At 48.6% G+C, this 26,704-nt stretch carries 23 protein-coding genes and 1 pseudogene; 10 read left to right on the forward strand and 14 right to left on the reverse strand.

What is annotated here, in order from left to right; translation table 11 throughout:
- Positions 1-642: 642 nt before the first annotated feature.
- The 3 genes and pseudogenes from GEI7105_RS30140 to dtd form a co-directional block, all read left to right on the forward strand.
- Positions 643-1,581 (forward strand): annotated as a pseudogene (locus GEI7105_RS30140) (ATP-dependent metallopeptidase FtsH/Yme1/Tma family protein); the annotation flags it as partial.
- Between the two features lie 508 nt (positions 1,582-2,089).
- The gene (locus GEI7105_RS0111550; RefSeq protein WP_017660616.1) at positions 2,090-3,220 is read left to right on the forward strand and encodes a CobW family GTP-binding protein; all 1,131 of its coding nucleotides are present in this window, start codon (positions 2,090-2,092) and stop codon (positions 3,218-3,220) included.
- A 111-nt stretch (positions 3,221-3,331) separates the two neighbouring features.
- The gene (dtd, locus tag GEI7105_RS0111555; RefSeq protein ID WP_017660617.1) at positions 3,332-3,796 is read left to right on the forward strand and encodes a D-aminoacyl-tRNA deacylase; all 465 of its coding nucleotides are present in this window, start codon (positions 3,332-3,334) and stop codon (positions 3,794-3,796) included.
- A 156-nt stretch (positions 3,797-3,952) separates the two neighbouring features.
- On the opposite strand, the gene GEI7105_RS0111560 is transcribed toward dtd, so the two are convergent.
- Entirely contained in the window at positions 3,953-4,411 is a 459-nt protein-coding gene (locus GEI7105_RS0111560) for a hypothetical protein (protein ID WP_017660618.1), read from the reverse strand.
- A 233-nt stretch (positions 4,412-4,644) separates the two neighbouring features.
- On the opposite strand from GEI7105_RS0111560, the gene cobS reads away from it, so the two are divergent.
- A complete protein-coding gene (gene cobS, locus GEI7105_RS0111565; RefSeq protein WP_017660619.1) occupies positions 4,645-5,454 on the forward strand; it encodes an adenosylcobinamide-GDP ribazoletransferase in 810 nt (269 codons plus the stop codon).
- A 182-nt stretch (positions 5,455-5,636) separates the two neighbouring features.
- Here cobS and GEI7105_RS0111575 read toward each other — a convergent pair whose 3' ends face one another.
- The gene (locus tag GEI7105_RS0111575) at positions 5,637-6,467 is read right to left on the reverse strand and encodes a transglutaminase-like domain-containing protein (RefSeq protein WP_017660621.1); all 831 of its coding nucleotides are present in this window, start codon (positions 6,465-6,467) and stop codon (positions 5,637-5,639) included.
- 122 nt (positions 6,468-6,589) lie between these two features.
- Between GEI7105_RS0111575 and GEI7105_RS0111580 the strand changes: the two genes are divergently transcribed.
- Together GEI7105_RS0111580 and GEI7105_RS0111585 are read left to right on the forward strand one after the other, a co-directional pair.
- Positions 6,590-7,561 (forward strand): aromatic ring-hydroxylating dioxygenase subunit alpha, encoded by a 972-nt coding sequence (locus tag GEI7105_RS0111580; RefSeq protein WP_017660622.1) that lies wholly within the window; start codon positions 6,590-6,592, stop codon positions 7,559-7,561.
- Position 7,562: 1 nt separating this feature from the next.
- Entirely contained in the window at positions 7,563-8,447 is an 885-nt protein-coding gene (locus GEI7105_RS0111585; protein ID WP_017660623.1) for an Rpn family recombination-promoting nuclease/putative transposase, read from the forward strand.
- Here the strand turns inward: GEI7105_RS0111585 and GEI7105_RS0111590 are convergent.
- The 3 genes from GEI7105_RS0111590 to GEI7105_RS0111600 all read right to left on the reverse strand — a co-directional run bounded on the left by GEI7105_RS0111590 (position 8,444) and on the right by GEI7105_RS0111600 (position 12,845).
- A complete protein-coding gene (locus GEI7105_RS0111590; protein WP_017660624.1) occupies positions 8,444-9,283 on the reverse strand; it encodes an SWIM zinc finger family protein in 840 nt (279 codons plus the stop codon). The two genes, GEI7105_RS0111585 and GEI7105_RS0111590, sit on opposite strands and share 4 nt — an antisense overlap.
- A gap of 135 nt (positions 9,284-9,418) precedes the next feature.
- The gene (locus GEI7105_RS0111595; protein WP_017660625.1) at positions 9,419-12,559 is read right to left on the reverse strand and encodes a DEAD/DEAH box helicase; all 3,141 of its coding nucleotides are present in this window, start codon (positions 12,557-12,559) and stop codon (positions 9,419-9,421) included.
- 85 nt (positions 12,560-12,644) lie between these two features.
- Positions 12,645-12,845, reverse strand: coding sequence for a hypothetical protein (locus GEI7105_RS0111600; protein WP_017660626.1), 201 nt, complete (start codon positions 12,843-12,845; stop codon positions 12,645-12,647).
- A 274-nt stretch (positions 12,846-13,119) separates the two neighbouring features.
- On the opposite strand from GEI7105_RS0111600, the gene GEI7105_RS0111605 reads away from it, so the two are divergent.
- Entirely contained in the window at positions 13,120-13,263 is a 144-nt protein-coding gene (locus tag GEI7105_RS0111605; protein ID WP_017660627.1) for a CAB/ELIP/HLIP family chlorophyll-binding protein, read from the forward strand.
- Between the two features lie 129 nt (positions 13,264-13,392).
- Here GEI7105_RS0111605 and GEI7105_RS0111610 read toward each other — a convergent pair whose 3' ends face one another.
- From GEI7105_RS0111610 to GEI7105_RS30145, 4 genes are all read right to left on the reverse strand, one after another.
- A complete protein-coding gene (locus tag GEI7105_RS0111610; protein ID WP_017660628.1) occupies positions 13,393-14,382 on the reverse strand; it encodes an SPFH domain-containing protein in 990 nt (329 codons plus the stop codon).
- A gap of 77 nt (positions 14,383-14,459) precedes the next feature.
- Positions 14,460-14,888, reverse strand: coding sequence for an NfeD family protein (locus GEI7105_RS0111615; protein ID WP_017660629.1), 429 nt, complete (start codon positions 14,886-14,888; stop codon positions 14,460-14,462).
- 263 nt (positions 14,889-15,151) lie between these two features.
- Positions 15,152-15,352, reverse strand: a complete 201-nt coding sequence (locus GEI7105_RS0111620; RefSeq protein WP_017660630.1) for a hypothetical protein — start codon at positions 15,350-15,352, stop codon at positions 15,152-15,154.
- 148 nt (positions 15,353-15,500) lie between these two features.
- Positions 15,501-16,904: a tetratricopeptide repeat-containing glycosyltransferase family protein gene (locus GEI7105_RS30145; RefSeq protein WP_017660631.1), complete on the reverse strand. Its 1,404-nt coding sequence runs from the start codon at positions 16,902-16,904 to the stop codon at positions 15,501-15,503.
- Positions 16,905-17,404: 500 nt separating this feature from the next.
- Between GEI7105_RS30145 and bchL the strand changes: the two genes are divergently transcribed.
- The 3 genes from bchL (at position 17,405) to GEI7105_RS0111650 (ending at position 21,356) form a co-directional block, all read left to right on the forward strand.
- The gene (gene bchL / locus GEI7105_RS0111640) at positions 17,405-18,268 is read left to right on the forward strand and encodes a ferredoxin:protochlorophyllide reductase (ATP-dependent) iron-sulfur ATP-binding protein (protein ID WP_017660633.1); all 864 of its coding nucleotides are present in this window, start codon (positions 17,405-17,407) and stop codon (positions 18,266-18,268) included.
- 161 nt (positions 18,269-18,429) lie between these two features.
- Positions 18,430-19,899: a DUF5331 domain-containing protein gene (locus GEI7105_RS39870; RefSeq protein ID WP_017660634.1), complete on the forward strand. Its 1,470-nt coding sequence runs from the start codon at positions 18,430-18,432 to the stop codon at positions 19,897-19,899.
- A gap of 29 nt (positions 19,900-19,928) precedes the next feature.
- Positions 19,929-21,356 (forward strand): ferredoxin:protochlorophyllide reductase (ATP-dependent) subunit N, encoded by a 1,428-nt coding sequence (locus GEI7105_RS0111650; RefSeq protein WP_017660635.1) that lies wholly within the window; start codon positions 19,929-19,931, stop codon positions 21,354-21,356.
- 512 nt (positions 21,357-21,868) lie between these two features.
- Here the strand turns inward: GEI7105_RS0111650 and GEI7105_RS30155 are convergent.
- The 5 genes from GEI7105_RS30155 to GEI7105_RS37170 form a co-directional block, all read right to left on the reverse strand.
- Entirely contained in the window at positions 21,869-22,729 is an 861-nt protein-coding gene (locus GEI7105_RS30155) for an alpha/beta fold hydrolase (RefSeq protein ID WP_017660636.1), read from the reverse strand.
- A 77-nt stretch (positions 22,730-22,806) separates the two neighbouring features.
- Entirely contained in the window at positions 22,807-23,646 is an 840-nt protein-coding gene (locus GEI7105_RS0111660) for a bile acid:sodium symporter family protein (protein WP_017660637.1), read from the reverse strand.
- The gene (locus tag GEI7105_RS0111665) at positions 23,640-25,226 is read right to left on the reverse strand and encodes an acyl-CoA dehydrogenase family protein (RefSeq protein ID WP_083862443.1); all 1,587 of its coding nucleotides are present in this window, start codon (positions 25,224-25,226) and stop codon (positions 23,640-23,642) included. Before GEI7105_RS0111665 ends, GEI7105_RS0111660 begins: the two co-directional genes overlap by 7 nt.
- A gap of 58 nt (positions 25,227-25,284) precedes the next feature.
- On the reverse strand, positions 25,285-26,130 hold the full coding sequence (locus tag GEI7105_RS0111670) for an SDR family oxidoreductase (RefSeq protein WP_035492524.1): 846 nt from the start codon (positions 26,128-26,130) through the stop codon (positions 25,285-25,287).
- A gap of 7 nt (positions 26,131-26,137) precedes the next feature.
- A complete protein-coding gene (locus GEI7105_RS37170; RefSeq protein WP_158413193.1) occupies positions 26,138-26,704 on the reverse strand; it encodes a PEP-CTERM sorting domain-containing protein in 567 nt (188 codons plus the stop codon).

The following is a 26,704-nucleotide window of genomic DNA, read 5'->3' on the forward strand; positions in this document are numbered from 1 at the left end:
TATTGCTGAAAGCAAACTTGCTCGCGGGTGCATCTCAAAAATGTAAATTTATACGAGAGAATAAGGATTTCAGCCTCCAATTCTCATATTTTTGCAAAACTGAGATGCACCCTTGCTCGCAAACCACCTTAAAAGGTCTAGGTGGGCATTACCTACCCGACAAGAAAAACTTGAATTGGCGAAGTCAATAGAAAAACGTTGAGAATTGGCATAGAAACCACAGAAATACAGAGAACACGGAGAACGCAATCTGAGATGAGTTCGTTTTTTTCGACCGGCGCGATCGCCTATATTTTAAAATTAGTATGCGATAATACAGACAAAAATAGTTTTTTATAGACGTTACGTCAAATTCACCCCAAAAGGGTTTTAAAATTTTCCCGACCGATCGCGCTCAGCTCTCTAACTCAACTATATTGAGGTTTGCCCAATGAGTGTTAAAGACAATCCCCAACCGTCTCGATCGCGACTCATCGGTACGATTTTACTGTGGGTCTCCGGTGGGTTCCTACTCTTAAATCTCCTGGGTGCATCTCAAAAATGTAAATCTATACGAGAGAATAAGGATTTCAGCCTCCAATTCTCATGTTTTTGCCAAACTGAGATGCACCCAATCTCCTCTTCCCGCAACTGTTCGCGCCGAAAATTCCCCGCGTTCCCTACAGCCTGTTTATCGACCAAGTTGAAGACGGGCGGGTGGCGCGAGTGTCCGTCGGACAAGACGAAATTCGCTATCAACTCAAAGGAGAAGAGGACGAAGCCGGACAAATTTTTTCGACCACGCCAATTTTCGACTTAGAACTCCCAAACCGCCTCGAATCGAAGGGTATCGAATTCTCCGCCCAACCGCCGCAGAAAACCGGTTGGTTTGGTAATATTTTAAGCTGGGTGATTCCGCCGCTGATTTTCGTCGCGATTTGGCAGTTCTTCCTCGGACGGGCGGCGAACAACCCCCAAGGTGCGTTGTCGATTAGCAAAAGTAAAGCAAAGGTATACGTCGAAGACGAAGCCACTAAAGTTACGTTTGACGACGTGGCGGGTGTCGAAGAAGCGAAAGCCGAACTCGAAGAAGTCGTCGAGTTTCTCAGAAATTCCGATCGCTTCACCCGTATCGGCGCGCGCATTCCCAAAGGCGTGTTGCTTGTGGGGCCGCCGGGAACCGGAAAAACCTTGTTGGCGAAAGCGGTAGCGGGAGAAGCCAGCGTTCCCTTTTTCAGCATCTCGGGATCGGAGTTCGTGGAGCTGTTCGTCGGTGCGGGAGCGGCACGAGTGCGCGATTTGTTCGAGCAGGCGAAGAAAAAATCTCCCTGCATCATCTTTATCGACGAACTCGACGCCATTGGTAAATCTCGCGCGTCGGGGGGGATGTTCTCGGGTAACGACGAACGGGAACAAACCCTCAACCAGTTACTTACTGAAATGGACGGGTTCGCTGCGGGCGACAATACGGTTATCGTGTTGGCGGCGACGAACCGCCCGGAATCCCTCGATCCGGCTCTGTTGCGCCCCGGACGCTTCGATCGCCAGGTTTTGGTCGATCGCCCGGATTTGCCGGGACGGTTGAAAATTCTCGAAATCTACCAAGATTCGTCGCAGCGCTCCAACCATAGCCAATAGGCTTGGTTGGTGGTGAAGCGGCGGTGAGTTTCGGTGCATCCCCCGAACAATGCGATAGCGAGAGAAGGGGATAGCGCCGAAACGAACAAACTGGTAAAATTGCCTTACCGGAAACGGTCTTTAAGATCCTAAGGGTATGGTTCGCAGCACCCGAAAAACCCGTGGTGGAGGTAAACCACAAAATCGCCAGTTGGTGTGGCCAAGAGAATTTGATTCTCGCTTAGGTCTGCGGTGGGGCGCATCGTGGACGTTAAACAAACAGCCTGTGAAGGCGTTCTGACCGGGGGTATTCGGGCTGGCTCGTTTATCTAGGCATGAGCCAGTGAAACAGGAATCTCCGACCATACCCGCTAGGGTTGGGGGGAGAGCGTCAAACTAACAACATGGCAGTTGCCCGTAAATGGAACTCATTCTCAGACCGACGGGCGAGAGACTGCTGCCACATCCAGCTTACGGACTCTGAGACGACGCTATGCAAACCGCAGACAAACAAGACCGAATCATGGAAGCTCCCAAACTGGGACTTCCCGTCACCATCATCACCGGATTCCTCGGAAGCGGTAAAACCACCCTCCTCAACCACATTCTCAGCAACCAAGAAGGTCTGAAAACAGCCGTTCTCGTGAACGAATTCGGTGAAATCGGCATCGATAACGAACTCATCGTCTCCACCGAAGACAATATGGTGGAACTGAGTAACGGGTGCATCTGTTGCACCATTAACAACGACTTACTCGAAGCCGTTTACAAGGTTCTCGAACGTCCCGATAACGTCGATTATCTGGTGGTAGAAACCACGGGACTGGCCGACCCGCTTCCGGTGGCGTTGACGTTTTTGGGGACGGAACTGCGGGACTTAACGCGCCTCGATTCGATCGTCACCGTCGTAGACTGTGAAAACTTCAGTCTCGACCTGTTCAACAGCGAAGCCGCTTACAGTCAGATTGCTTACGGCGACACCATTTTACTGAACAAGGTGGATTTGGTAGACGAAGCGGACGTCGATGCCTTAGAAGTGCGAATTCGCGACATTAAAAAAGACGCACGCCTTTTACGCACGACTCGTTCTCAAGTTGCGCTTCCCTTGATTTTGAGCGTGGGACTGTTCGAGTCCGACCAGTATTTCGAGACCGCCGAGTCGAAAGAAGACCATCATCACCACGACCACGACCATCATCACCATCACGATGGAGAGGCGTGCGACCACCCCGACCACCATCACGACCACCATCACGACCACCATCACGACCACCATCACGACCACCATCATTCAAATCACTTAGAAAATGATGGCTTCGTCTCCGTATCTTTTCAGAGCGATCGCCCCTTCTCTATTCGGAAGTTTCAGTATTTTCTCGATAACCAACTGCCCTCGACCATTTTCCGGGCTAAGGGTATTCTCTGGTTTGACGAAAGCCCCGAGCGTCATATTTTCCATCTCAGCGGTAAGCGGTTCACTATCGAAGACGACGAGTGGAAAAACGAACCTCAGACGCAACTGGTTCTCATCGGCCAGAATCTCGATCGCGAGACGTTACTCTCTCAACTGCAAAGCTGCTTGACGACGCCATCGAGCAACAGCGGTAAAGGTTTCGGTTTCTAGCAAAGCTTCTTCAGTAGTAAAAGGTGCGTGACGAGTTGGCCGGTAAGACCCGATATTTCTCCGGTCTTCACGTTACGCACCTACCCCGGTGCTGTTCGCGGTTCACTGTAAATGCGTGTTGTCGTACAACGAGTCAAATCGTCTCAGGTCACCGTTTCGAGGCGTGTAGTCGGGAAGATCGATCGCGGACTCAACCTGTTGGTGGGGATCGCCGACACCGACACCGAAGCCGAACTCGATTGGATGGCCAAAAAATGCTTGGGGTTGCGTCTGTTTCCCCATTCCGACGGCGAAGAAAACAGCCGTTGGGACAAATCCGTCACCGATATCGGCGGCGAGTTATTGGTCGTTAGTCAGTTCACCCTTTACGGTGACTGTCGCAAGGGGCGTCGTCCCTCCTTCGATAAATCCGCCGAACCTACCGCCGCGCAAGCTCTGTACGAGCAGTTCGTCGAGAAACTAAAACAAAGCGGTTTGCGGGTCGAAACGGGAGAGTTTGGGGCGATGATGGAGGTGGCGATCGAAAACGACGGGCCGGTTACGCTGCTGCTAGAACGAGAAGCATCCTCGAGGTGAGGTGAGGGGGAGAGGGGGAGAAACTGTCAACTGTGGAGTCGGTGCGTGACGAGTTGGCCGGTTGCGCGGCCTATTTCTCGTGTCTTTAGGTCACGCACCCTACGACTATCAACTGTCAACTGTCTTCCCTCTTCCCTCTAAACTCTTGACTGTTTATCACTCTTCCCGATAAAAGTCGTCTAAGTCGTCGATTTGGGCGTCGAGTTTAGCGGAAATGACTTGCGCTAAGACTGATTCGAGAGTATCGTCGCTGAAGTCCGAACTCACCCGATCGATCGGTGGAGACGTGACGGGAATTAGCCGCAGTTGTCGGCTTTCTTGAACGAGATCGAAATAGGTATTTCTTCTTTCGTCTTGTTTGAGTTCTAAATAATCGAAACTACAAACATTGAGATAGAGCGATCGATCGGCCAAAATGGTCGATTGTTGGGTATCGGCAAATACTTCAACCACGTACGCTTCGCCCCGACTGTAGGGTTTACCGTCTTGTAGGTAAAGGTAGCGTATCTGATGGAGATCGCCGAGGACGCGCTGCATATCGCGTTTGTTGACAATTAGTCCGGTTTCGATGATGCAGGGGGCGGGGATTCGGATGTCGGATGAGCGGTCAAGCATGGAACTGATTGGGTTGGGTGGACGATTTCCCTTCGCGAGCGTCGAGAGTTGTGAGCAAAGTGGTTAAATTAGATTTTGATATTTAGAACTTTATATTGCGATCGTGCTGCGACCGAGACGACAGGATGTCTCGAGACTGGGATTGAAAGCGATCGCGATCGATGTCTCGATACAATCTTGGCATAGATAACTCGGTTCGGAAATCCGTCAAATAACTGAATTTGCAATTTTATATGAGCGATCGTCTATTTTCGTGGTTTCGCGTGCGTTTTTGGGTTCGCCAAACTCAAGTTGCTCTTGCCGCGATCGCGTTTTATACCTGTCTACCGATTCCGCCGACGTGGAAGCTCGACTTTAATGGAATCGCCCGTTTGGCCCCTTTTGTGGGACTCTTTATCGGCGGGCTTTTAGGTGCGATCGATGGGATTTTAGGTGGCTTGGGCGTTCCCGATTTAACGAGAAGCGTTGTTGTTGTTTTGGCGGGGATTGCCGTAACCGGCGGTCTCCACTTTGATGGTGTCATGGATACGGCCGACGGCCTTGCAGTGCCTGACCCCCAACGTCGGCTAGCGGTGATGCAAGACAGCGTTGTCGGGGCGTTTGGTGTGATGGCCGGGATCGCGATCGTGCTTCTGAAAACTGCCGCGTTAGCCGATTTGTCTGTCGATCGCACCTTCGCGTTAATGGCAGCCTTTGGCTGGGGGCGTTGGGGACAAGTGGTAGCGATCGTGCGCTATCCCTATCTCAAACCTTCTGGGAAAGGTGCGATTCACCACGCTTCGATTCGATCGGCGATCGATTTGATCCCTGGCGGTTTAGCCTTACTCGGGTTGAGCCTTCTTCAACTCCTCTTAAACCCCGATCGCTGGTTGTTCGGTATCGGTATGGTTTTAGGGGGTAGCGCGATCGCTATTTTAACGGGCGCTTGGCTTAACGCCAAACTCGGCGGTCATACGGGAGATACTTACGGTGCCGTGGTGGAATGGACTGAAGCCGGGTTACTCTGTCTGTTAACAGCCTTAGCTGCCGCCAGTTCGGGCTGAACCGATGGCGAAATCGGTTGCGCGTCTTCCTTTTCCCTGACATGGGGAGCGATCGAACAGGGTCTCTCTCGGTCCGATCGTACTGTTGTGAGCCAAAGTGGTAAATTTGGCCGAACTGGCGTCCGTCTTCGTCGAACCCGTCTCGATCGCCTCGAATACCGAGTCTTATCAGTTGGGCAAACTTAACTGAAGCCGCCGACGATCGCGTCGGTCGAAAAACTCGGACGCTCGCCTTCTGCAACCTCCACGAATAACGCCATGTTTTCCATTTGAGCCGAACCAAAAATGGTGGCAAACGAAACATCCGCTGCATCTCGTCCGATCCCAATGCGAATTAATCCTTTTCTCGCAACCAGTCGCGTGGCGTCGAATACATACCAGCGATCGCCTAAATAGGCTTCAAAGCGAGCATGAAAATCGGGCGGTTCTAACCCAAACGCATACCCACTCACAAAACGAGCGGGAATATTTAACGCTCGACAAAAGGCAATTCCTAAGTGGGCGAAATCTCGACAAACTCCCGCGCGTTCGGTGGCTGTGTCGTAAGCTGATGTATGGGGATTCGTACTGCCAAATAAATAGATGACGTTGTCGTAAATCCAGTTACAAATGGCAGTAACACGGGAATATCCTGATGATAGTTCGCCAAATTCTTGTTGTACAAAGCGAATTAAGCGATCGGATTCGCAATATCGCGAAGGATATAAATACGGTAACACTTCTAGCGGTAATTTATCGATGGGAACTTCAGGAATGAGGTTTGGATTGTCTTCAATATAGCTGACCTCAGCGGTAGCTCGATAAGAAACCTTTAATTGTCCGGCAGGGGCAGTCAAACGCAGGTAGCGAGTTCGTTGTGGAGATCGATATTCTTCAATTTTAAGGGGTGGATCGATCGAAATTTCTTCGGACTCAATTTTTTGAGTGGAGGTTTCAGCGGCAGTGATATTAAATATGAAAGTGCTAGGGTCTTCAATGCTATAGTTGAGTTGACAGCCAAGATCGAATTTCATGCTTGTCTGATGTAAGATATATATGTATAATTTTAACAGATATTAAATTTAGAAAACGTATTCAAAACTGCATTTTAAGATTTTTAATGCGAAGTTAAGTTGCGTTTCGTTAAAGTATTCCGATGACGAACTGTTCGCTCTTTCACGATTGGCATCCCGTTCTCGAATCTGACGAACTCCCCCCAGAAACGGTGCGATCGATCCGACTGTTGGGACGGGATCTCGTTCTGTGGCGATCGCGCGATCGCGTCTCTGCTTGGAGCGATCGCTGTCCCCATCGTAGCGTGAAACTCTCTGGGGGAACCGTCAAAAACGGCCTTCTCGTTTGCCCCTATCACGGTCTACAGTTCGATGAAACCGGACGTTGTGTCGAGGTTCCCGGTTGTCCCGACTGGACGCCACCGCCACAACTGGCGATGTCGGGATACGCGATCGCCGTCCGTTATGGGTTAATTTGGGTCTCCTTGCAGCCAGATACCGACACTTCTCAAATTCCAGAATTTCCCGAATGGGAGGATTCCCAATATCGCAAGTTTTTGTGCGGAAAATACCGGGTGCGATCGAGCGGTCTTCGGGTTATGGAAAATTTTCTCGACGTTTCCCATTTTCCCTTCGTTCACGATGGTTTTCTTGGCGATCGCACTCGTCCAAAAGTGGAACCCTACGAAGTAGAACTCAGCGATCGTGGGCTTTCTTTAAACAACGTTCGCGTGTGGCAACCCGACCCCGACGGAACGGGAGTCGGTGCAAAAGTCACCTACAATTACCATCTATCTCAACCCCTTGTCGCCTCCTTTGAAAAGCTGTCTTCCTCCGGTCGCCTAACGATTTTCTTTGCCGTTTGTCCCCTCGACGTCGAAGACAGTCTCGGCTGGATGTGGATTTCCATGAACTACGGTGAGGACATCCCCGAAGCTGAATTACAGCAGTTTCAGGACACGGTCGTTCGTCAAGACATTCCCATCGTCGAATCTCAACAACCGAAACAACTCCCTCTCAATTTATCGGCAGAAGTCCATCTTCCGTTCGATCGCTCCTCGATTCGGTATCGTCAATGGTTGAAACAACGCGGCGTCACATTTGGAGTCGTTTAGGATGAAAACCGACAGCATTTTCTACCGCATTTTTCAGCAATATCCTCGCAGTTTCTTCGACCTCCTGAATTGTCCTCCCAGTGACGCCGAAAACTATCAATTTTCCTCTGTCGAAGTCAAACAACTATCTTTTCGCCTCGACGGAATCTTTCTCCCCACCGACGACACTGCCGAACGACCCTTTTACCTGGTTGAAGTGCAATTTCAACCGGATGACAGCCTCTATTTCCGCATTTTTGCCGAACTGTTCGTCTATCTCCGGCAATATCAACCGCCTCATCCGTGGCGAGTAGCGGTAATTTATCCCACCCGCAACATCGAACGGGAACATCCCCACCAGTTTCGCGAACTTCTCGCCTCCAATCGTGTATTTCGTCTCTACCTCGACGAATTAGACACCTGCGAGGATCGCTTGGGCGTGGAAATTGTTAAACTGGTGGTGGTCTCGGAAGATCGAGCGATCGAAGCAGCTCGACGCCTACTTGCAGAGACTCAACAAACCCTTCCCACCTCTTCACTACAAAGAGAACTCCTCGATCTGATTGAAACTATTGTCATTTACAAGTTACCGCAATTGAGCCGAGAGGAAATTGCCACAATGTTAGGACTCGACGATCTCAAACAAACTCGGTTTTATCAAGAAGCCTTTGAAGACGGCATTCGACAAGGCATCGAACAAGGCATCGAACAAGGTATCGAACAAGGCATCGAACAAGGCATCGAACAAGGCATCGAACAAGGCATCGAAGATGGAACTCGTCGAACTCAGCGAGAAAGCGTACAAAACCTCGCTGAGGCTGGAATAGAAGCCGAAGAGATTTCGCGATTGCTGAAGTTACCGCTTGAATTCATTCGGGAGGTTCTGAACGATTCTGGAAGTTCCTAAAACACCCCTTTATTTTTCGTTCTCACGCGGTCGTAAACCTCTTCCATTGCCGTTAAAAACGAACTGTCTTTCGTCCAAAACGGGGGATAGTCGCCGCCTTTTTTCACTACAATACCGGGAACTACTGCCGGGGTGACGGCTTCCGCTTGTTGCGGTAGGCGTTTTGGAGGCGACCAAAAGTCTTTTAACGCGGGAACGTTGCCAACTTCGACGGTTTGCGGTTGCGTGTAGTAAGAGGCTGCGGGTTCGATGTTTGCTTCATCCTCGTCTAACGCGGAGGATAAAACGCGACCGAGGGAGGTTCGCGATAGTTCTTTTTGCAGTTGCGATCGCGGCATTCCTCGCAGTTCGAACAGTAAAAAAGGATCGCGATCGAACTCCGACGCTAACAGATAGCAAACCCCAGCAATATGTTTGCAGGGGTTCGACCAATCGGGACAGGAACATTCGGTGTGAAAGTCTTTGCGGCTGTGGGGAAGTAAATGTAAATTCAACGCAGCAAAGGCATCTTCGATGTTTTCTGGAACTTCTCCGACGAGGAGTTTCGCTACTAAACTCGCTTTCGATCCTAAATAATCGATCGCCTTCGACCAGTCTTTTTGAGAAATCGGAGGAATTTCGACGGTGGTGGTATAGAGGGGTTCTTTGTACACGCCGAAATAGGGATTGATGGAACCGCGAACGAAGGCAGTGATACAACCATCTTCGATAACGTAGTCTTTGATTTTGTTATTGCGAGCGTAGGAACGACCCCGACCTAAGCGATTGCTTTCGGTAAAGGATTCGATCGCCTCGATGAATTTTTGCCCCCACCAAGTCTTACTAAATTTTACCATGTTTGTCTCCGTTTAAAGGTTACGTTTTTTGTGATATGAGGTTTTAGGGGTAGCTTGGGTCGAACGCAGTAAAGCCTAAAAGAGAGCGGCTTAGATGTTAGGTTTCATTTCTCGACCCAAACTACATTTTTTGAGTTACAAGACAGCGGTTTGCCAGTTCAACGTAATCAGTTTTTTGAAACTCTCGTTGTCGAGTTCTGTCAGCCAGGATTCGTCGTTTCCCACGATCGCACTGGCCACTTTTTCTTTTTCTTCTAAAGTGCGATCGATCTGTTCTTCTACCGTTCCCACCGTCACGAACTTATGAACGAAAACGTTCTTGGTTTGACCGATGCGGAACGCGCGATCGGTGGCTTGATTTTCCACCGCCGGATTCCACCAGCGATCGAAGTGAAAAACATGATTGGCTTTCGTTAGCGTAATTCCCACGCCGCCAGCTTTCAGCGACAGAATAAACGCTGAAGGTTCGGTATCGGGATGTTGAAATTCTTCGATCGCGCGTTCTCGTTTCTTGGCGGAGGTTCCCCCGTGGATGTAGTAGGTATTCAACCGGAGATCCTGCTTCAAATAACGCTGCAAGGCGTCGCCAATTTCCGTAAACTGCGTGAAAATCAACAGACTTTCACCTTCTGATTGAATCTCTTCAATCATCTCACCCAATCGCTTTAACTTATGCGATCGCCCCGTCGTAAACTCGCTGTTATCTTTCAAAAACTGGCGGGGATGGTTGCAAATCTGCTTGAGTTTCATCAACGTTGAGAAAATCAAGCCACTACGTTGGATTCCCTCGGCTTCGTCCAGTTGTTCGGTGACATCTTTCACCACCGCTTCGTACAACGACGCCTGTTCTTTCGTCAAGTTACAGTATTGCTTGTGTTCGACTTTATCCGGTAAATCTTGGATGATGTTGCGATCGGTTTTTACCCGCCGCAATACGAACGGCTGCACTAGGGTTTTCAAAACCTGCGACTTGGCGCGATCGTTCTCCTTTTGAATGGGAAGTTCAAACGCCTTGCGAAACTGAGTTTGCTTCCCTAAATACCCCGGATTCAGGAAGTTGAAAATCGACCACAAATCCATCAAACGGTTTTCGACTGGAGTTCCCGTCAATGCCAAACGTGCGTTCGCCTCGAGTTTGAGAATCGCCTTCGTTTGCGCCGCCTTGGGATTTTTGATATTTTGCGCTTCGTCAATTACGATACGCTGCCAAGTCGCATTTTGAAAAATCTTTTGGTCTTTTCGGGCTAGCGTAAACGACGTAATAATGACATCGTAGTTCGCAATAACGTCTAAAAATGCCTTTTCCTCCTGCACGCGGTTCGTTCCGTGATGCACCATCACCGTTAAATTCGGCGCAAACTTTTCGATTTCTTTCCGCCAGTTAGATACGACCGAAGTGGGGGCAATTAACAGCGTTGGCGGAACCGTTTCTTGGCTTTCTCGTTCTAACAGTAGTTTGGCGATGACCTGAATCGATTTCCCCAACCCCATATCGTCCGCCAAACAGCCGTTTAACCCCAATTGTTCGAGGTACTGAATCCAGGCGACGCCGCGTTTTTGATAGTCTCGCAACTGTCCCTGTAACTGTTGTGGGTTGTCGATCGGTTGCAGGCAACTCGGATCGCGCAACTTTTGCATCATTGCAGTTAACGTTTCGTCCGGTTCGACTTCGATTTCCCCGTCTGCCTCCGCTGCTTTCTGTATGAACTCTAAAACGTTCACTTCCGGCACACTGTTGCGGTTCTCTTGCCAGAATTCCAGCATTTGCTGCATTTTCGATCGATCCAACTCGATCCATTCTCCGCGAAACTGTACCAGCGACGTTTTCGCGTTAACTAACTGTTGCCATTCTTCTGGACTCACCACTTCGCCGCCGATAGACAGTTCGTATTGGTAGCGAATGAGATTTCGCAGTTGAAACGCTCCCGTTCCCACAGAAGCGGGTTGAGAATTCGCAGAGGCTTTGATGCGAAGTTTTGGTTTCGATCGCCGCATCCACCACGCAGGAACGATAACTTTATACCCCGCATCTTCTAACACCCAAGCACTTTCTTTCAGGAAGTCCAACGCTTCGGAAAGGGTCAGAGTACAGCCGGTCGGTTTGTCAGTTTCTAAGGCTTGCCACAACTTCGGATAAATACGAGCGGCGGCCCCTAAATTCATCAGTAAATCTCGCTCGAACGTCTTGCCGAAATGCTTTAAAATTGCCTTTTTCGGTTGTCCTTCTAAATCCCAATACTCATCGAGATGGAGTTTGAACGACGGATCGTCTTTGGCAGAAACGAGTAAATTTAACACCCAGTCGTTGGGAAACTGTGCGGAGGCTTCTCGAAGTTGGAAACAAATGTAAAATCCCGCTCCCGTGCGATCGCCTGCAATTTTTTGTTTCCATCCCTGCCATTGTTTGTAACGTTCTAACGCTGTTTCTCCCGTGGCGATAAAATCACTGTCCGAACGCTGGAAACATCCCGATAGCAACCAAGAACCCGCGAGGGTTTTCTCAAAAGTTTTCGGAACGGGGGTTTCCGTGACGATTTGATTGAGAAGACATTCGGAAAAATGCCGCAGTAGCGATTCGCGATCGAACAATTTTAAGGAGTCTTCCATCGAACTGACTCCCGCCGCACAAGCCAACGGCATTCGATCGACATAATCCCTCAACTGTGACTCGTAAGCCTCCGATACGATCTCCCAAATTGGGGAAATTTCAAAAGATTTCTGCTTCGTTTTGCGTTTGCCTTTTTTGACTGTTTCGATTTCCCGATATTTCAACCCAGGTGCGTACTGGTCTTTAACAATAACTTGCTTAAAAAACTGTGTATAGTAATACCAAAATAGCAGATCGCTTCCGAGTTGCACGCTTGCCAGATCGTAAGTACATAAAAAGTGAATCTGATTGAGAGCGTGAATCGGCGATCGCAGGGTATAGCAGTCTACCGCCCAAGCGTTCCACTGCGAGGGTTCGGGGGGTTCAGTTTCCAAATAGCGGGCGATTTCTAGCGACGGTAACGGTTCCTCCTCCGTACTCGGGAGAATAAAATATCGCGTCGAAATTTCGCGATCGATCGGACCTCGGTTCAATACCGCCGTCGCAAACTCCGTGGCGATAAAATCCGCCAGCTCTGTTCCCGCTAACTGTCTCGGATGAACGTTTCCACTACGTTTTCGCCGTCCTCGAGGCTGTGCGTCCGTTTCCACCCACAGATAAAACGTTCCCTTCTGTACGAATTCCGATGCGATCGCTTCTGGAATCCAAGTTCCGTGAAGAATTTTCATCAAACACCCCCGATGTAGCCCCTCATATCTACCTCGTTACCGTTCAATGTACTACCTCGCCCCGCCACAACACATCTGTAGCCATCTAGATTTCGTGAGATTCTTTGGGTTGCATCAACACCGCCACCACCAAACTGGGAGTTCCGCCAATTAACCCGAATATCAGCCACCATCCCAAAGCGTAGCCTTTACGAGTGGCGACAACTGCTGCTGCCGTTCCCACCATGCAATGAGCGACGAACAGTCCGCCAACCGTGACGGGGGACAGGTTGTTGAAATCTAGCATAGAACGTATCGCCATGAAATATGCTAACAGCCTACCGCTTAGAGGAGGAGAGGGGGAGAACGGTAGTGTTCTTGGATGCAAGGATACTTCCTTTTATATAGCTAAATAACTATTAGTAGATTTTAAAAAATCTTTAGAATTACCGTTGACGAAAAGAAATTTATTTGTATAATGCACAGTCTCTGTCAACTATTTTTAACAAAACGTTGCATCTTCTAGAAGCTTGTGTTAACTTTTGAAAAGAAGCACATCCTCACGAAAAGGAGTAACGATCGTGGAAACTCAAGAAACAAAATTCGGTTTTACTCAATTTGCTGAAACCTGGAACGGTCGTCTGGCGATGCTGGGCTTCGTCATCGGAATTGCAACCGAACTGCTGACCGGTCAAGGAATTCTGTCTCAAATCGGCTTGATGTAATCGAGTCGTGCCATTATTCCAAATACAACATTTTTCAAAAATCGAGGCTGGAGTAGGGTTTCGCCCATGCTCCAGCCTCGATTGACGTTGAACCTTCCTCAGAATTCGCACTCAAAGAATTCTGGCGTCTCAAGCCTCAAAATCTTTCAGCTCGATCGCCTCTTGCTCCGAAGATTGACTTATCATCGTCTTCATTCCTTCAAGCGTTGCGGGAATGCTTTTCGGATCCATGAACATCACTTTACTGCTGTCGCTCGACCCGATTTCTAAGCCCATTTCCAGATAGCGTTGCGCCAGTAAAAACTGTAACGCTTCTGACATTTTCGGATGCACCTTCAGGGTTTTCGCCAAAATTTGCATGGCCTCCGACGTCGCTTGTGCCTTCATCACCTGTTCTTGACGTTGGGCTTCTGCTTTCAACAAAATTGCCTGTTTTTCGGCTTCCGCTTCTAAAATGGCCGCCCGTTGTTGCGCTTCAGCTTCCAAAACCTGGGCTTCCGCTCGTCCTCGGGCTGAGTTCACCGCCGATTCTCGCTCCCCTTCCGAGGTGAGAACGGCTGCCCGCTTGCGACGTTCGGCGGACATTTGCAATTCCATCGAATCTTGAACCGCTTTCGAGGGAACGATATCCCGCAATTCTACCCGCGTCACTTTCACGCCCCAAGGATCTGTCGCGATGTCGAGTTCTCGTAACAGGACTTCGTTAACTTCTGCTCGGGCGGTAAAAGTTTGGTCGAGTTCCAGTTTTCCCATCTCCGATCGAATTTGGGTCAAGACCAAGTTTTGCATGGCACTGCGGAGATTTTCGACCTTATAATAGGCTTTCTCCATGTCCATAATCCGCCAATACACGACTGCATCGACGGAAATCGAAACGTTATCGCTGGTGATACAAGGTTGAGCGGGAATATCTAAAACTTTTTCTCGAGTGGTTTCTTTGAAAACAATGTTGTCGAGAAAGGGGATGATAAAATTCAACCCCGGCTGTAGTTTTTTTCCGCTGTATTTTCCCAAGGTTTCCACGAGGGCTTCGTTGCCTTGGTTGACGATCTTCACGGAACTACTCGCCGCAGCACCGCCAAAGACAACCAATACGATAAACGTCCAAAAGGCTTCCATTTTGAGTTTCCTCTCGTGTTTTTTCTAAAATTTTCAAATATTCACGTCTAGGATAGGCGATCGCCCCCAACCTCTCCTTAAGATTGCGTAAAATCTTCAGGAACCACGAGCAACGTATTGCCTTTGCGACCGACGACGATCGCCGTCCGGTTCGCTGGAATCGTCCAATCGCCTTCACAGCGAGCTTGCCAGGAATTCCCCTCAAACAGCACTCGTCCCGGTTGTCCTGGCGCGATTTCCGTTAGCGTCGTGGCTTCGGTAGACTCGGCGATGGCGTAATGGGTTTTCTTGGGTAACAGACGCTTGACGAGCCAAATCAGTAGCAGCGAGAACACCATCCACAAGAAGATTTGTACGGACAACTGAGGCACGACCAGCGACACGACTGCCACGAGCAACGCCGCCGTTCCCATTGCCAATTCTACAAACGCTGTGGGAACGAATAGTTCCATCAGACACAACGCTCCGCCGATAACGAGCCAGATTAGCGTGTATTTCAGAACCATAGTCTTTTTTTAGGCTTTTTTCGCCTTTTTAAAAATCGATCCGCCTGTATCCGGCGAGGGTCTTGTCTTTATCTTATCTCTTCTAGAAAAGACGATCGCCCCTGGACAGTCGCAGCTAGAAAACGAAAAAACGCACTACACAGAGTGCGTTGGGTAAGGTTTTGGGGAAGATACGAGGAACGCGAAATCGCCTAGGAGAAGAAGTCGAGAGAGAGAAAGGATAACAACGTACGAGCTGAAAAAACGGTATCGAGCCGAAACAACTAATCGAGCAGTTTCAGCCAACCTCGACGGACTGCGTGGAAGATGCGATCGAGGACTTCCCGATCGCGATCGCTGATGGCGCTACTCAACACAACGGACATCAAGGTCTTGCGTTGGTCGCGCGTCAGATAGCCCTCTGTCCACACGCAAGCAAACATTTCATCGAGGGTTGCAGGTTGAGATAAAACTTGGGTAGTCATGGCGGCAGTGACGCGAGCGACGTGAGACCTGGCGGGCTTCGATGTTGCCTCCAGTATCTTCAGGACGTTCGCATTCGGCTGCGATCGTGCTTACTCAAGTCATGCGATCGCAAACATCATAGAGATGCGATCGCCGTCACAGACAAACTCAAAAGATTATGGGGTATCTGGTTTCGGCGTTCTGCGACGATCTCCCCCAACTCGACCGCCACTGACGTAAGGCGCGATCGAGGTCTGCCAACACCGTCTCCCACTCTCCCCGTCGCCGTTGTCGGAACAGCCGCATCGTGGGATACCAAGGTGTCGTTTCCCCCGTCAACCCCCACCGCCAATCGGGAACGTTCGCCAACAACAGCCACACGGGTTTTCCCATCGCCCCCGCCAAATGTGCCACCGAGGTATCTACCGTCACCACCAAATCGAGAAACGCGATCGCAGCGGCGGTATCCGCAAAATCCCGACAGTTCGACACGAGATCTCTCAGTCGCCATTCTGTCGCTAAAATTTTCGCATCTTCCGGTCGCGGGTCTTTCTGGACACTGTAAAACTCGATCTCGGGAATCTCGAGCAACTGTTGCAGGCGATCGAACGCGATCGAACGCTCCTTATCCTTACGATGAGTCGCTCTCCCCGACCAAACTAAGCCGACTTTGGGAAAGGGAGAGGGGGAGAGGGGGAGAGGGGGAGAGGGGGAGAGGGCGGAAGTTGGAGGGTTAAGGTAGGGAACGGCACTCGCAACGGTGTTTTGATGGGTTTCTAGTAAAAAGGGCAAACTCATGAGAAGGGCGTGAGCGTCCCAGTGGGGAAGGGGATCTTCTGTCGAGAGAACGCGATCGCACCCCGGTACGGTTTGTAACAGACGCACCAGCGGCGGACGACAGCGTACCCACACTTGCGCCCCTCGCTGTGCCAACATCGGCACGTAACGCACGAACTGAATGGCATCGCCGAATCCCTGTTCGCACAGTAATAACAGCCGTTTTCCGGCAATTTCGGAACCGTCCCAAATTCGCTCGGGATGGGGGAAGGTTTGGGAGAGGCGATCGCGTACCGGACGCCCTTCGTATTCGGCAAATCCCCGTTTCCACTGTCCCTGTAACAGCAACACCAACGCTAAATGACCGCGAATGTCGGGGAAATTTACCTCGAGTTGCATCGTCGTCTCGAACTGGGCGATCGCCTCCTCGAGTCGTCCGAGATCCCAGTACAGATGACCGAGATTGTAGTGCCATTCGGGGTTCTGGGGGGCGATCGCCAACGCCCTTTGGTAATGGGGTACGGCCTCTTCGAGGCGATCGAGTTCCTGCAACGTGCGGCCTAGATTGGCGTGTCCCACGCCACAGCCAGGATACAGCCGCACGATCGTTTTATAACACCGCAGGGCGTCGTGCCAGCGTTGTTGTTGGTACGCGATACCGCCGAGGAGGTTCAACCCGTCGAGGCGATGGGGGTTCTGTTGTAAAAGCTGTTGACAGAGAGTTTTCGCTTCCTCGAGGTCGCCGCGTTGGTAGCGATCGAGGGCGCGATCGAAGTCGGGAGCGATCGAAGACATCAGTACAAGCTCGGTTCTCGCGCATCGACTGTAGCGCAAAGGGGGTCTCAAGGGTGCGATCGCCACCTCAACCCCCTGATTTTGGAAAAATTTATCATTTGTTATAAAACGCCCCATCTCCCGACGGCGATCGTATCGCGCCTCGGAAACCCCGACGCCTCGTAACCCATACAGCTTCAAAGGACGCCAAATTTCTTTTTTTGTATTTTGTAACCATTTATATTTAAATTAGAACATAAAATCAAAATAAAAGCAATATAAATTGTTCTAAAACTTTAAAACAGAATCGAATATCAAATCAGTTGAAATAAAAATTTAGACTCTAGATTGCGACGAATTTCAAAACTTGCCCCCCTTCAAAAACGCGATCGGACTCGCCATAATGCAAACAACGCCAAGAAAGAAGCGCGCGATCGTCACAGCCTTCCCATTCCCAACCCACTCGATTCGGGCTGTGACGTTCCAACCCACCAAACCTCACGTTTAAGGAGAACATTCGGGTGAAACTCGCAGTTTACGGAAAAGGTGGCATCGGCAAATCCACCACCAGTTGCAACATCTCCGTTGCCCTCGCTCGTCGCGGCAAAAAAGTCCTACAAATCGGCTGCGACCCCAAACACGACAGCACCTTCACCCTGACCGGATATCTCATCCCCACCATCATCGACACCCTGCAAGAAAAAGACTTCCACTACGAAGACATCTGGCCCGAAGACGTCATTTACAAAGGCTACGGCGGTGTCGATTGCGTCGAAGCAGGCGGTCCCCCAGCCGGAGCCGGATGCGGTGGGTACGTCGTCGGCGAAACCGTCAAACTCCTCAAAGAACTCAACGCCTTCGACGAATACGACGTCATTCTCTTCGATGTCCTCGGAGACGTGGTCTGCGGAGGCTTCGCCGCCCCCCTCAACTACGCCGACTATTGCCTCATCGTCACCGACAACGGCTTCGACGCCCTGTTTGCTGCCAACCGTATCGCCGCCTCCGTTCGCGAAAAAGCCCGGACGCACCCCCTGCGTCTAGCAGGACTCATCGGCAACCGCACCTCCAAACGGGATCTCATCGAAAAATACGTCGAAACCGTTCCCATGCCGATTTTAGAAGTACTGCCGCTGATTGAAGACATCCGCGTTTCTCGGGTCAAAGGCAAAACCCTCTTCGAGATGGCAGAGGGCGACAATTCCTTAAATTTTGTTTGCGACTATTACCTCAACATCGCCGACCAAATCCTGGCATTACCCGAAGGTGTCGTTCCCAACGACGCGCCCGATCGCGATTTGTTCGCCCTGCTATCGGACTTCTACCTCAACCCCCAAACCCCGCCGCCTAGCGTCGAAGAAGAACTCGACCTAATGATGGTGTAACCCCAGACAGACCCCATCTCGAGGATCGACCCAGTTGAAGACCGCGCGAGTTGCTAAGTTTGCCTAGTATTATTCAGTACAGACTCGAGGTTTACGCCGTCTGGTGTCAGAGGCGGATAGACTAGAAGCGAAATTAGAAGCAACTCCGGGGATAGATAACCATGGCTTTTTTCGACAGCTTCACCAGCGCCCTTAAAGAAAAATGGTTGCAGTATTACAAAGCAAACTACGAATGGCTGAACTTGCACATGCAAGTCGCTGCCGTCAAAACCCCTGACGGTGGGCGTCGTCCGCCCTCCTACTTCATCCTGGGATCGCTCAACGGCATCGAACCCAAACTCGCCCAGCTCATGCTACCCTTCTCGCGGCTCAATCCCGATCCCGACACCCTCATCGAAGTGCTGGGGTTGAACTTCGACCCCGACATCGCCCTCGGCTTAGAACCCGAAGCCGGACTCGAAGACACCGAGTATAGCGATGTTGCTTCTGCTGCCGCGACCGCCGCCGCTTCTGAAACTGACGAGTTCGCAGCGGAGTCTGACGAAGTCCCTTTTGGTGAGGCAGACGCTGAAGCCGCCGCGGCCGGCGTCGCTGCCGAAACCCTAGTGTCCGAAGAATCTGAAGAACTTTCTGAAGAACCGGTTGGAGAACCCTTTGTCACCGAAACTGTCGAACCCGAAATCGAGGATTTGGGCGGATTCGTTGAGGAAGAGGAAGAAGACACCTCAGTCGCGGAATTCGACGAACTCGCCGGACTCGAAGACTCTTCAGAGGAAGCTGAAGAACCCGACGACTTCTCTGAAGAAGCGGTTATCGCTGCCGGGGTTGCTGGGGCGGCGGCTGCCACAGCTGCGGCAGAAGTGCTAGAAGACGAAGACGATTTCAGCATCTTAGAAGACGAAGGATCTGAAGAAGAAGCTGAAGATTTCGGACTCGAAGCCTTCGGTGAAGAGACTTCAGAAGAAGATGTCGATCTGAGCTTGCTTGACGAAGCAGAAACTTCCGATGAAGAGATGGAATTAGAAGGGTTTGGTGGAGAGGAAGACACCTCTGATGAAGAGGTCGATCTTTCCGCCTTTGGTGAGGAAGAAGACTCTTCCGACGATATGGACTTAGACGCCTTCGGCGGAGAGGAAGACTCTTCCGACGATATGGACTTAGACGCCTTCGGCGGAGAAGAAGACTCTTCCGACGATATGGACTTAGACGCCTTCGGTGAGGAAGAAGACTCTTCCGACGATATGGACTTAGACGCCTTTGGTGGAGAGGAAGACTCTTCCGATGAAGAGGTCGATCTCTCGGCTTTCGGCGCAGAAGAGGAAACCTCTGACGATATCGATCTGGGGGCTTTTGGCGGCGAAGAGGAAACCTCTGACGATATGGACTTAGACGCCTTCGGCGGTGCAGATTTATCCGACGACGAGGACGAGGTCGATCTCTCGGCTTTCGGCGATGACGAAGACGACGAGGACGACATGGATTTAGCTGCGTTCGGTGACGACGAAGGATTGGAGGGTTTGGCGGACGACGAAGATGACGAAGATGCTTTTGGATTGAATTTTCCCAAAGATGAAGACGACGACGACGAGGAAGACCCAGAAATTTCCAACTTGTTGTCGGATCTCGAATAACGATCGATAAAAAAAAGGAGATTTCGCTCATGACTGTTGCTGCTCGACCGGACGCCTTGAACTTTGAGTGCGAAACAGGCAACTACCACACCTTTTGTCCGATTAGCTGCGTGGCGTGGCTGTACCAGAAAATTGAAGACAGCTTTTTTCTGGTCATCGGGACGAAAACCTGTGGGTATTTCTTGCAAAACGCTATGGGCGTGATGATTTTTGCAGAACCTCGCTACGCGATGGCTGAGTTAGAAGAGGGCGACATCTCCGCTCAACTGAACGACTACGAAGAACTCAAGCGTCTGTGTCTGCAAATCAAGCGCGATCGCAACCCCAGCGTCATCGTATGGATCGGTACTTGCACCACCGAAATCATCAAAATGGATTTGGAAGGTCTCGCACCGAAACTCGAAGCCGAAATCGGGATTCCTATCGTGACAGCGAGGGCAAACGGTCTCGACTACGCCTTTACTCAAGGGGAAGATACCGTGTTGGCAGCAATGGCACAGCGTTGTCCGACCGAAGCCCCGGTATCGGCGATCGCTGACGGCGAGAAAGAAGAGCGTCACGGACTGCGCCGCTTCCTCGATTTCGGCCGTCATAAGGACAGTCAAGAAGACGGCGGCGGACAAACCGTAGAAAGCGAATATATCGACCACCCGCCACTGGTCTTGTTCGGTTCGCTCCCCGATCCAGTGGCCACGCAGTTAACCTTGGAACTGAAGAAGCAAGGCATCAAAGTCTCCGGTTGGCTGCCCTCGCGACATTACACCGAACTCCCCGTTCTCGCCGAGGGGTCTTACGTCTGCGGCGTCAATCCGTTTTTAAGTCGGACGGCGACGACCTTGATGCGCCGTCGCAAGTGCAAACTCATCGGTGCGCCGTTTCCCATCGGCCCCGACGGGACTCGCGCCTGGGTCGAAAAAATCTGCTCGGTGTTCGGCATCGAACCGAAGGGGTTAGACGAGCGAGAGCAGACGATTTGGAACAGCGTCGAGGAGTACGCGGCTCTGCTGCGAGGGAAATCGATATTTTTGATGGGTGACAACCTCCTCGAAATTTCTTTGGCTCGCTTTTTCGTGCGCTGCGGTGCTACGGTACAAGAAATCGGCATTCCCTACATGGACAAACGCTATCAAAAAGCAGAGTTGGATTTCTTAACGAAAACCTGCGACGAGATGGGCGTTCCTTATCCCCGAATTGTCGAGAAACCTGACAATTACAATCAAATTCAGCGCATTCGCCAACAGAATCCCGACCTCGTGATTACGGGGATGGCACACGCGAATCCCCTAGAAGCTCGTGGAATTACAACGAAGTGGTCGGTCGAGTTTACGTTCGCACAAATTCACGGCTTTACCAACGCTCGCGATTTGTTAGAACTGGCAACTCGTCCTCTACGTCGCAATAACAACTTGAAAGATTTAGGTTGGGATAAGTTGGTTAAAGAAGACGCACCTGTGTAACGAGTTTTTTTTGAATCCCTTCCGATCGGTCTGCGATGGGAAGTGGGTTAGTCGGCTAATCTGCTCGGGCGATTTCGATGAGAAGTCGCCTTTTTTTGTTAGGTTGAATAAACGTGAAACGCAAGTATAGTCTGAAAATTTCCATCTAAGCTAGGTTTCAATAAGTCTCCACCACATCCCCCCTTAGCCCCCCTTTGAAAGGGGGGTTGGGGGGATAGAGGGACTTGTCGGTTTGGTAAAAACCTGTATTTGAGATTTGGATTTCGTATGATACGTTGAATTCCTGAAGAGAAGAACAGCCAAAGCAATCGGGTACATCTCAATGGATGTAAAAATAGGAGTTTGAGGTAGGTTGGACTTCGGCAACGCTGCCGTCCAGGGGTGGAGCGATCGCAAAACCCAACAACAGCTCAATTCAGTGCAGAGACTCCAATCTGATAAATTTACATTTTTGAGATGCACCCAAGTAATCTAGATAAAATTGGCTGTTTTTTTAAACAGAGAAAACTGCGTTAGTAAACTGCTGAGGAAGAGTGCTTGTCGAGCCACGTTAGTAACAGCTCGTTAAACTCTTTAGGCTTTTCGAGCTGAAGCCAGTGATTGCAGTTTGGTATTTTGATATACTGCCATTCGGATTGAATTAAAGCACCAGATTGTTCGATCTGCGCTTCAGCCATAAAGCTGTCTTGAGAACTCCAAACGCCCAAAGTCGGAACTTTAATCGGATTCGGCTTCGATTTTTTATCGAGAAACGCTGAAGCGATGACAGGAATTACTGGATTGGCTTTTTCCCAAACTTGAATGTAAAAGGGGTTGCGATCGCGCAGAAACTTTTTAACGATAACGTCTCGATTGGGATGACTTCGTAGTACCCATTTAAAGAAAAGTCCGTCCATAGCTCGGTAGAGAGGGATCGATATGGGTAAAGGATTAAACAGCAGATACCAACTTTTAACCAGCGATTCGAGCGATAAATTTTGCACTAATACCCAAGGATGTCCTACGGAAAGTGCTGTGTAAGACAGTAAATATTCTGGATACTTTTCAACGAATTCCCAGGCTACCACTGCACCGTAGTCGTGAGCAACGCAATGTACTTTTTTAAGTCCGAGAAAATCGATCAATGTAGCGATATCTTTGGATAAAGCAGACAACGTATATTTACTTACGTCTTCAGTCTTTTCACTTTTTCCGTGACCCAGCCAGTCAATGCAAATAACACGATAGCCAGCGTCGATGAGAGCGGAACTCTGGTATTTCCATAAGGAACCGTCGTCCGGCCATCCATGAAGTAACAGAACGCTGCTGTGTCCAGTTTGTGAATCGCGAACGTAATAACTACAGTTGTTGATTTTTAAATGCGTTTCTTTCATTGCAAACACTCAAATAAAGTTGTTGGGGCATTGTCATTACAAGAAAACATTTTAATTTCTTGTGATGACAAATTTATTTAATGCTTTGGTTTAAACGTACATCGAAAATAGAGAACAGCTAATAACGTAAATATCAATTCAATAACACCAAAGACTAAAATATAAGCTTCTATGCTGGTGTTGGGAAAGCTACTTACTGCGATAACCAACACTAATGCTAAGTTACGAGAATTCGTTGTAACTGCTAAAGTTTTGCGATCGCGAACGCTCGTTCCTGCAATTAACCAACCTCCTATTAAAGTTAAGCTATTAAATAAAAATATTGCTGCAAGCGATGAGTGTTTGATATCAAAAAACACGTTGAAGCTATTTGATAAAACTACTAATAACAAAACGAGAAAAAGAAAATCTGAAGCGATTTTTATAATTGGGGCAAATTTTGTAGCGAGTTCTGTATAGCAGTGGTTAAAAAACAAGCCGAAGGTTAAAGGTAATAACTGAAGTAAAATTAAATCTATAACAATTGGCAGAACTTCGACAAAGATATTTTCTTGAGCAGTAGAATATAAAAAAAAGACCATTGAAGGGGCAATAACAATTGCCAAACTTGATAAAACGAACGTCAATCCAATTGCTAAGGCTAAATCACCTCCAGCAAGAGTCGCTAACTTGGGTGCAAGAGGTGCGCCGGGAGCGATCGATACGAGAAGAAGAGTATAGATCGTATTTTGAGGAAGCATAAACCCTTGCATAATTAGTAAAGTTATTGTGGGTATAATTAAAAAATTCAACAAAATAGAACGCACGACCAAGTGCGTTTTATCAAATATCGTAAAAATATCTCGAGGCTTCAATTCAAAGCTGAATGACAGCATCAAAAAAACGACGAGCAATTTTGACAAAAATACGATTAACATGATGGATATAACATTTCATCTAAATCGTGAAGTTCCCCAGATAAAGTCTGTTCGATTTCTCCGACTTCATCAGAATAGCTCGATATTATTTCATCTAAAATATCGGCTTTGTTAATCGCGATATTTGCTGGAAAGCCCGACAAAACCACTTTAAGCTTTTGTTCGAAATGAAGCTTACTCCAAATTGCAGTACGATATAGTCTCTGGGATCCAGATTGTTTATACAGTCCCTCGACAGCAGCCCATAACGTTCCTAGTGTTACAATTTCACCGATACAGATATTCAGCCATCGATTAGAGCTGTTTTTGTTTAAAAAATAAGATTCTGTATTGTAAAAATCTCTGATTTCGTTGACTGCAAACTTTAAAGCATCTGCAACTTTAGGGGCGTTTAACTCCTCACAAATAAATTCATAAAATTCTTCTGCTCTATGGTTTATTTTAGAACCCAGAAACATATTTAAAGTTTCTGTGGGCCCTTCATAAATCCGAAGCACTCTAGAATCGCGAAGAAACTGAGGTGCAATATTTGTCTCGATATAACCACGACCGCCTAAAATTTGAATGAGATTATCTGCGGCTTTCCAAAAAAATTCGGGAGCAGAAATTTTACAAACGGCATAAGCTTCTATTGGAATAGACTGACCGCTATCGAGTAACGTTGCGATGCGATCGATTAAGCTTTCCAAAGCTACAATACTCTCAGTGAGGTCAGTTAGCTTCACTAACGTCACGGGATTGTCTACTAATCGACCTGTTGAGATATTTCGACGTTTTGCATAACGAAGCATCAGTTGGGCGCAACGTTTCATGCCTCCAAGACTGACCGCTGAAATGCACAATCGACCGTGCATCATGGCGTCTTGAGCGGCTTTCATTCCCGTTCCCACTTTACCTAAGAGGTATTCTGAGCCGACACGAACGTTGTCTAAATACACAGTATTTTGAACCATGCCACGCAAACCCATCGTCAAGGATTCGGGCCCTTGTCTCAATCCCGTACCGTCTTGATGGATTGCAAAGCCACTGATGCCTAAATACTGGCCTTTATCGTCAAACGTTTTCACGAAGGTATTAATGACACTCGCCCAAGCTGCTGAACCGATCCAAATTTTCGTACCGCTTAACTGCCATTGTGTTTCTCGATCGGGCATCGCTCGGGCAGATATCGCTTGGGGATTCGAACCAGCACCTGGTTCTGTTAACGCAAACGCGGCAAGTTTTCGACCCGTTGCGATCGAGGGCAACAGTTCTTCTTTGACAGCTTCAGACGCATAATTCGCGATCGGACGCGTGCCTAAAACGTTATGAACGCCGACAAACGATGCTAAGGTTGGGTCGATGGCTCCCAACTGCTGCAAAACTCTTAGCATATCTCGATTGTTTAAATTAATACCACCATATTGAGGTGATACTTGCATTCCTAAAAGTCCGTGATTCCCCAGATCGAGTACGATATAGGGAGGAATACAACGACGCTCATCAATTAATCGAGAGTTAATACGAGTTTTAGAATAATCACGAAGCCATTCTAATAAGTCCTTGACGTCAGTTTTATTATTTTGAGTGTTAAATTCCATGATTTGCATTTGATGTTTTGAAAAAAATTGTTAATTTGTATTATTAATTTGTATTATTTTATAATCCCAAATATAACATAATGATACGATCTAAAAGGCGATCTGGAACGAACTTTGACATCAAAATATTGAGTCGTGAATCTAAACCGACAATATATCGGGCTTTTGGTTTTTTGGCTTCAAGTATTTTCGCAACGACTTTAGCGACAGATTCAGGAGGAAGGCCATTTTTTCCTAACTCTCCAGCTTTATCTTTAACGGCCTGCAACATAGAAGAATATAGTTTTTTAGATTCGTCTGTAAAGTTGTCCCAAATTTTTTCGTTCGATCGAATAGATTTGTCCCAGATTGGTGTGTTAATCGTTCCTATTTCGACAATAGAAACTGAAATTCCCCATGCTTTGACTTCCATACGAAGTGAATCTGTCAAAGCTTTCAAGGCAAATTTAGAAGCACAATAAGGTCCGAGAATAGGACTGGCGACTCTTCCATAATCCGAACCAATGTTAACGATCCGTCCTTGGGTACGTCGTAAGAGTGGTAAAAAGGCTTGTGTTAACGAAAGTTGTCCGATAACGTTAACTTCCAATTGCTGTCTGAATTCACTGATTGGAATACATTCAAGCGGCCCGGCGACGACAATACCGGCATTATTGATCGCTCCAACTAAAGGACAAGATTCAGATAAATGTTGAGTCGTTTTAGCTGCTTCTCGAATTGAATTTTCGTCCGTTAGGTCTAAAAAAATAGGAATAATTTCATTCCCACTCTCGTACTTAAGTTTTTCCGCATCGTCTTGCTTCCGAACTCCTGCAAAGACTTGATAGCCCATTTCGCTTAAGTAGATAGCACACGTTCGCCCTATCCCACTCGATGCTCCACTAATGAAAACTGATTTTTTCATAGCTCGATTATTGTACTTCTCGATGCTTTTTCAGGTATAAACTTGCAGTCAATAGTAAACCCAAAGTTGAAATTCCCAATAATGAAGATGGTTCGGGAGTACTAGCAAGAGTAACAAATAGTGTAGAGTCCGCTTCTGGCATTGTGGTAAAGTCAGCAAAAAAAACTTCGTTAATTGAAATAACTCCACTCGTAAACGACAATTTTTGACCGTCATCAGATATGGCAATTTTGCCGAAAATCGTTGAAGTTCCTCCAGAAAAAAAGGCTGGACCTTGCGGTCGATTTTTCGGCAGTCTCGCAAAAATTCCGACGATAGGAAATCCTGTATCGTTAATATACGGTTGTGGTGGAGTAGGAATGTTTGGATTCGTGTCTGGTACTATGCTTTCCACACCGGCACTGCAAATTTTAACAAACGAACAGACTCCTATTGGTTCGTCAGTAAATACGGAGGGTGGTTTGTTAAAAGACAAGCTGAAATCTGTCCCTTTAAGGCTAGCTGCATTCGCTACACCAGACATTCCCAGAAAAATCGAGATAAATTCTAAAGCTGTCAAAAATTTTGTTTTCAT

Source organism: Baaleninema simplex PCC 7105, from assembly GCF_000332355.1.
Taxonomy (GTDB): Bacteria; Cyanobacteriota; Cyanobacteriia; order Cyanobacteriales; family Geitlerinemataceae; genus Baaleninema; species Baaleninema simplex.

What these genes read in the sequence shown, in the direction of transcription:
- GEI7105_RS0111550 (WP_017660616.1), top strand. Translation starts at nt 2,090, where the DNA reads ATGCAAACCGCAGACAAACAAGACCGAATCATGGAAGCTCCCAAACTG.
- dtd (WP_017660617.1), top strand. Translation starts at nt 3,332, where the DNA reads ATGCGTGTTGTCGTACAACGAGTCAAATCGTCTCAGGTCACCGTTTCG.
- GEI7105_RS0111560 (WP_017660618.1), bottom strand. Translation starts at nt 4,411, where the DNA reads ATGCTTGACCGCTCATCCGACATCCGAATCCCCGCCCCCTGCATCATC.
- cobS (WP_017660619.1), top strand. Translation starts at nt 4,645, where the DNA reads ATGAGCGATCGTCTATTTTCGTGGTTTCGCGTGCGTTTTTGGGTTCGC.
- GEI7105_RS0111575 (WP_017660621.1), bottom strand. Translation starts at nt 6,467, where the DNA reads ATGAAATTCGATCTTGGCTGTCAACTCAACTATAGCATTGAAGACCCT.
- GEI7105_RS0111580 (WP_017660622.1), top strand. Translation starts at nt 6,590, where the DNA reads ATGACGAACTGTTCGCTCTTTCACGATTGGCATCCCGTTCTCGAATCT.
- GEI7105_RS0111585 (WP_017660623.1), top strand. Translation starts at nt 7,563, where the DNA reads ATGAAAACCGACAGCATTTTCTACCGCATTTTTCAGCAATATCCTCGC.
- GEI7105_RS0111590 (WP_017660624.1), bottom strand. Translation starts at nt 9,283, where the DNA reads ATGGTAAAATTTAGTAAGACTTGGTGGGGGCAAAAATTCATCGAGGCG.
- GEI7105_RS0111595 (WP_017660625.1), bottom strand. Translation starts at nt 12,559, where the DNA reads ATGAAAATTCTTCACGGAACTTGGATTCCAGAAGCGATCGCATCGGAA.
- GEI7105_RS0111600 (WP_017660626.1), bottom strand. Translation starts at nt 12,845, where the DNA reads ATGCTAGATTTCAACAACCTGTCCCCCGTCACGGTTGGCGGACTGTTC.
- GEI7105_RS0111610 (WP_017660628.1), bottom strand. Translation starts at nt 14,382, where the DNA reads ATGGAAGCCTTTTGGACGTTTATCGTATTGGTTGTCTTTGGCGGTGCT.
- GEI7105_RS0111615 (WP_017660629.1), bottom strand. Translation starts at nt 14,888, where the DNA reads ATGGTTCTGAAATACACGCTAATCTGGCTCGTTATCGGCGGAGCGTTG.
- GEI7105_RS0111620 (WP_017660630.1), bottom strand. Translation starts at nt 15,352, where the DNA reads ATGACTACCCAAGTTTTATCTCAACCTGCAACCCTCGATGAAATGTTT.
- GEI7105_RS30145 (WP_017660631.1), bottom strand. Translation starts at nt 16,904, where the DNA reads ATGTCTTCGATCGCTCCCGACTTCGATCGCGCCCTCGATCGCTACCAA.
- GEI7105_RS39870 (WP_017660634.1), top strand. Translation starts at nt 18,430, where the DNA reads ATGGCTTTTTTCGACAGCTTCACCAGCGCCCTTAAAGAAAAATGGTTG.
- GEI7105_RS0111650 (WP_017660635.1), top strand. Translation starts at nt 19,929, where the DNA reads ATGACTGTTGCTGCTCGACCGGACGCCTTGAACTTTGAGTGCGAAACA.
- GEI7105_RS30155 (WP_017660636.1), bottom strand. Translation starts at nt 22,729, where the DNA reads ATGAAAGAAACGCATTTAAAAATCAACAACTGTAGTTATTACGTTCGC.
- GEI7105_RS0111660 (WP_017660637.1), bottom strand. Translation starts at nt 23,646, where the DNA reads ATGTTAATCGTATTTTTGTCAAAATTGCTCGTCGTTTTTTTGATGCTG.
- GEI7105_RS0111665 (WP_083862443.1), bottom strand. Translation starts at nt 25,226, where the DNA reads ATGGAATTTAACACTCAAAATAATAAAACTGACGTCAAGGACTTATTA.
- GEI7105_RS0111670 (WP_035492524.1), bottom strand. Translation starts at nt 26,130, where the DNA reads ATGAAAAAATCAGTTTTCATTAGTGGAGCATCGAGTGGGATAGGGCGA.
- GEI7105_RS37170 (WP_158413193.1), bottom strand. Translation starts at nt 26,704, where the DNA reads ATGAAAACAAAATTTTTGACAGCTTTAGAATTTATCTCGATTTTTCTG.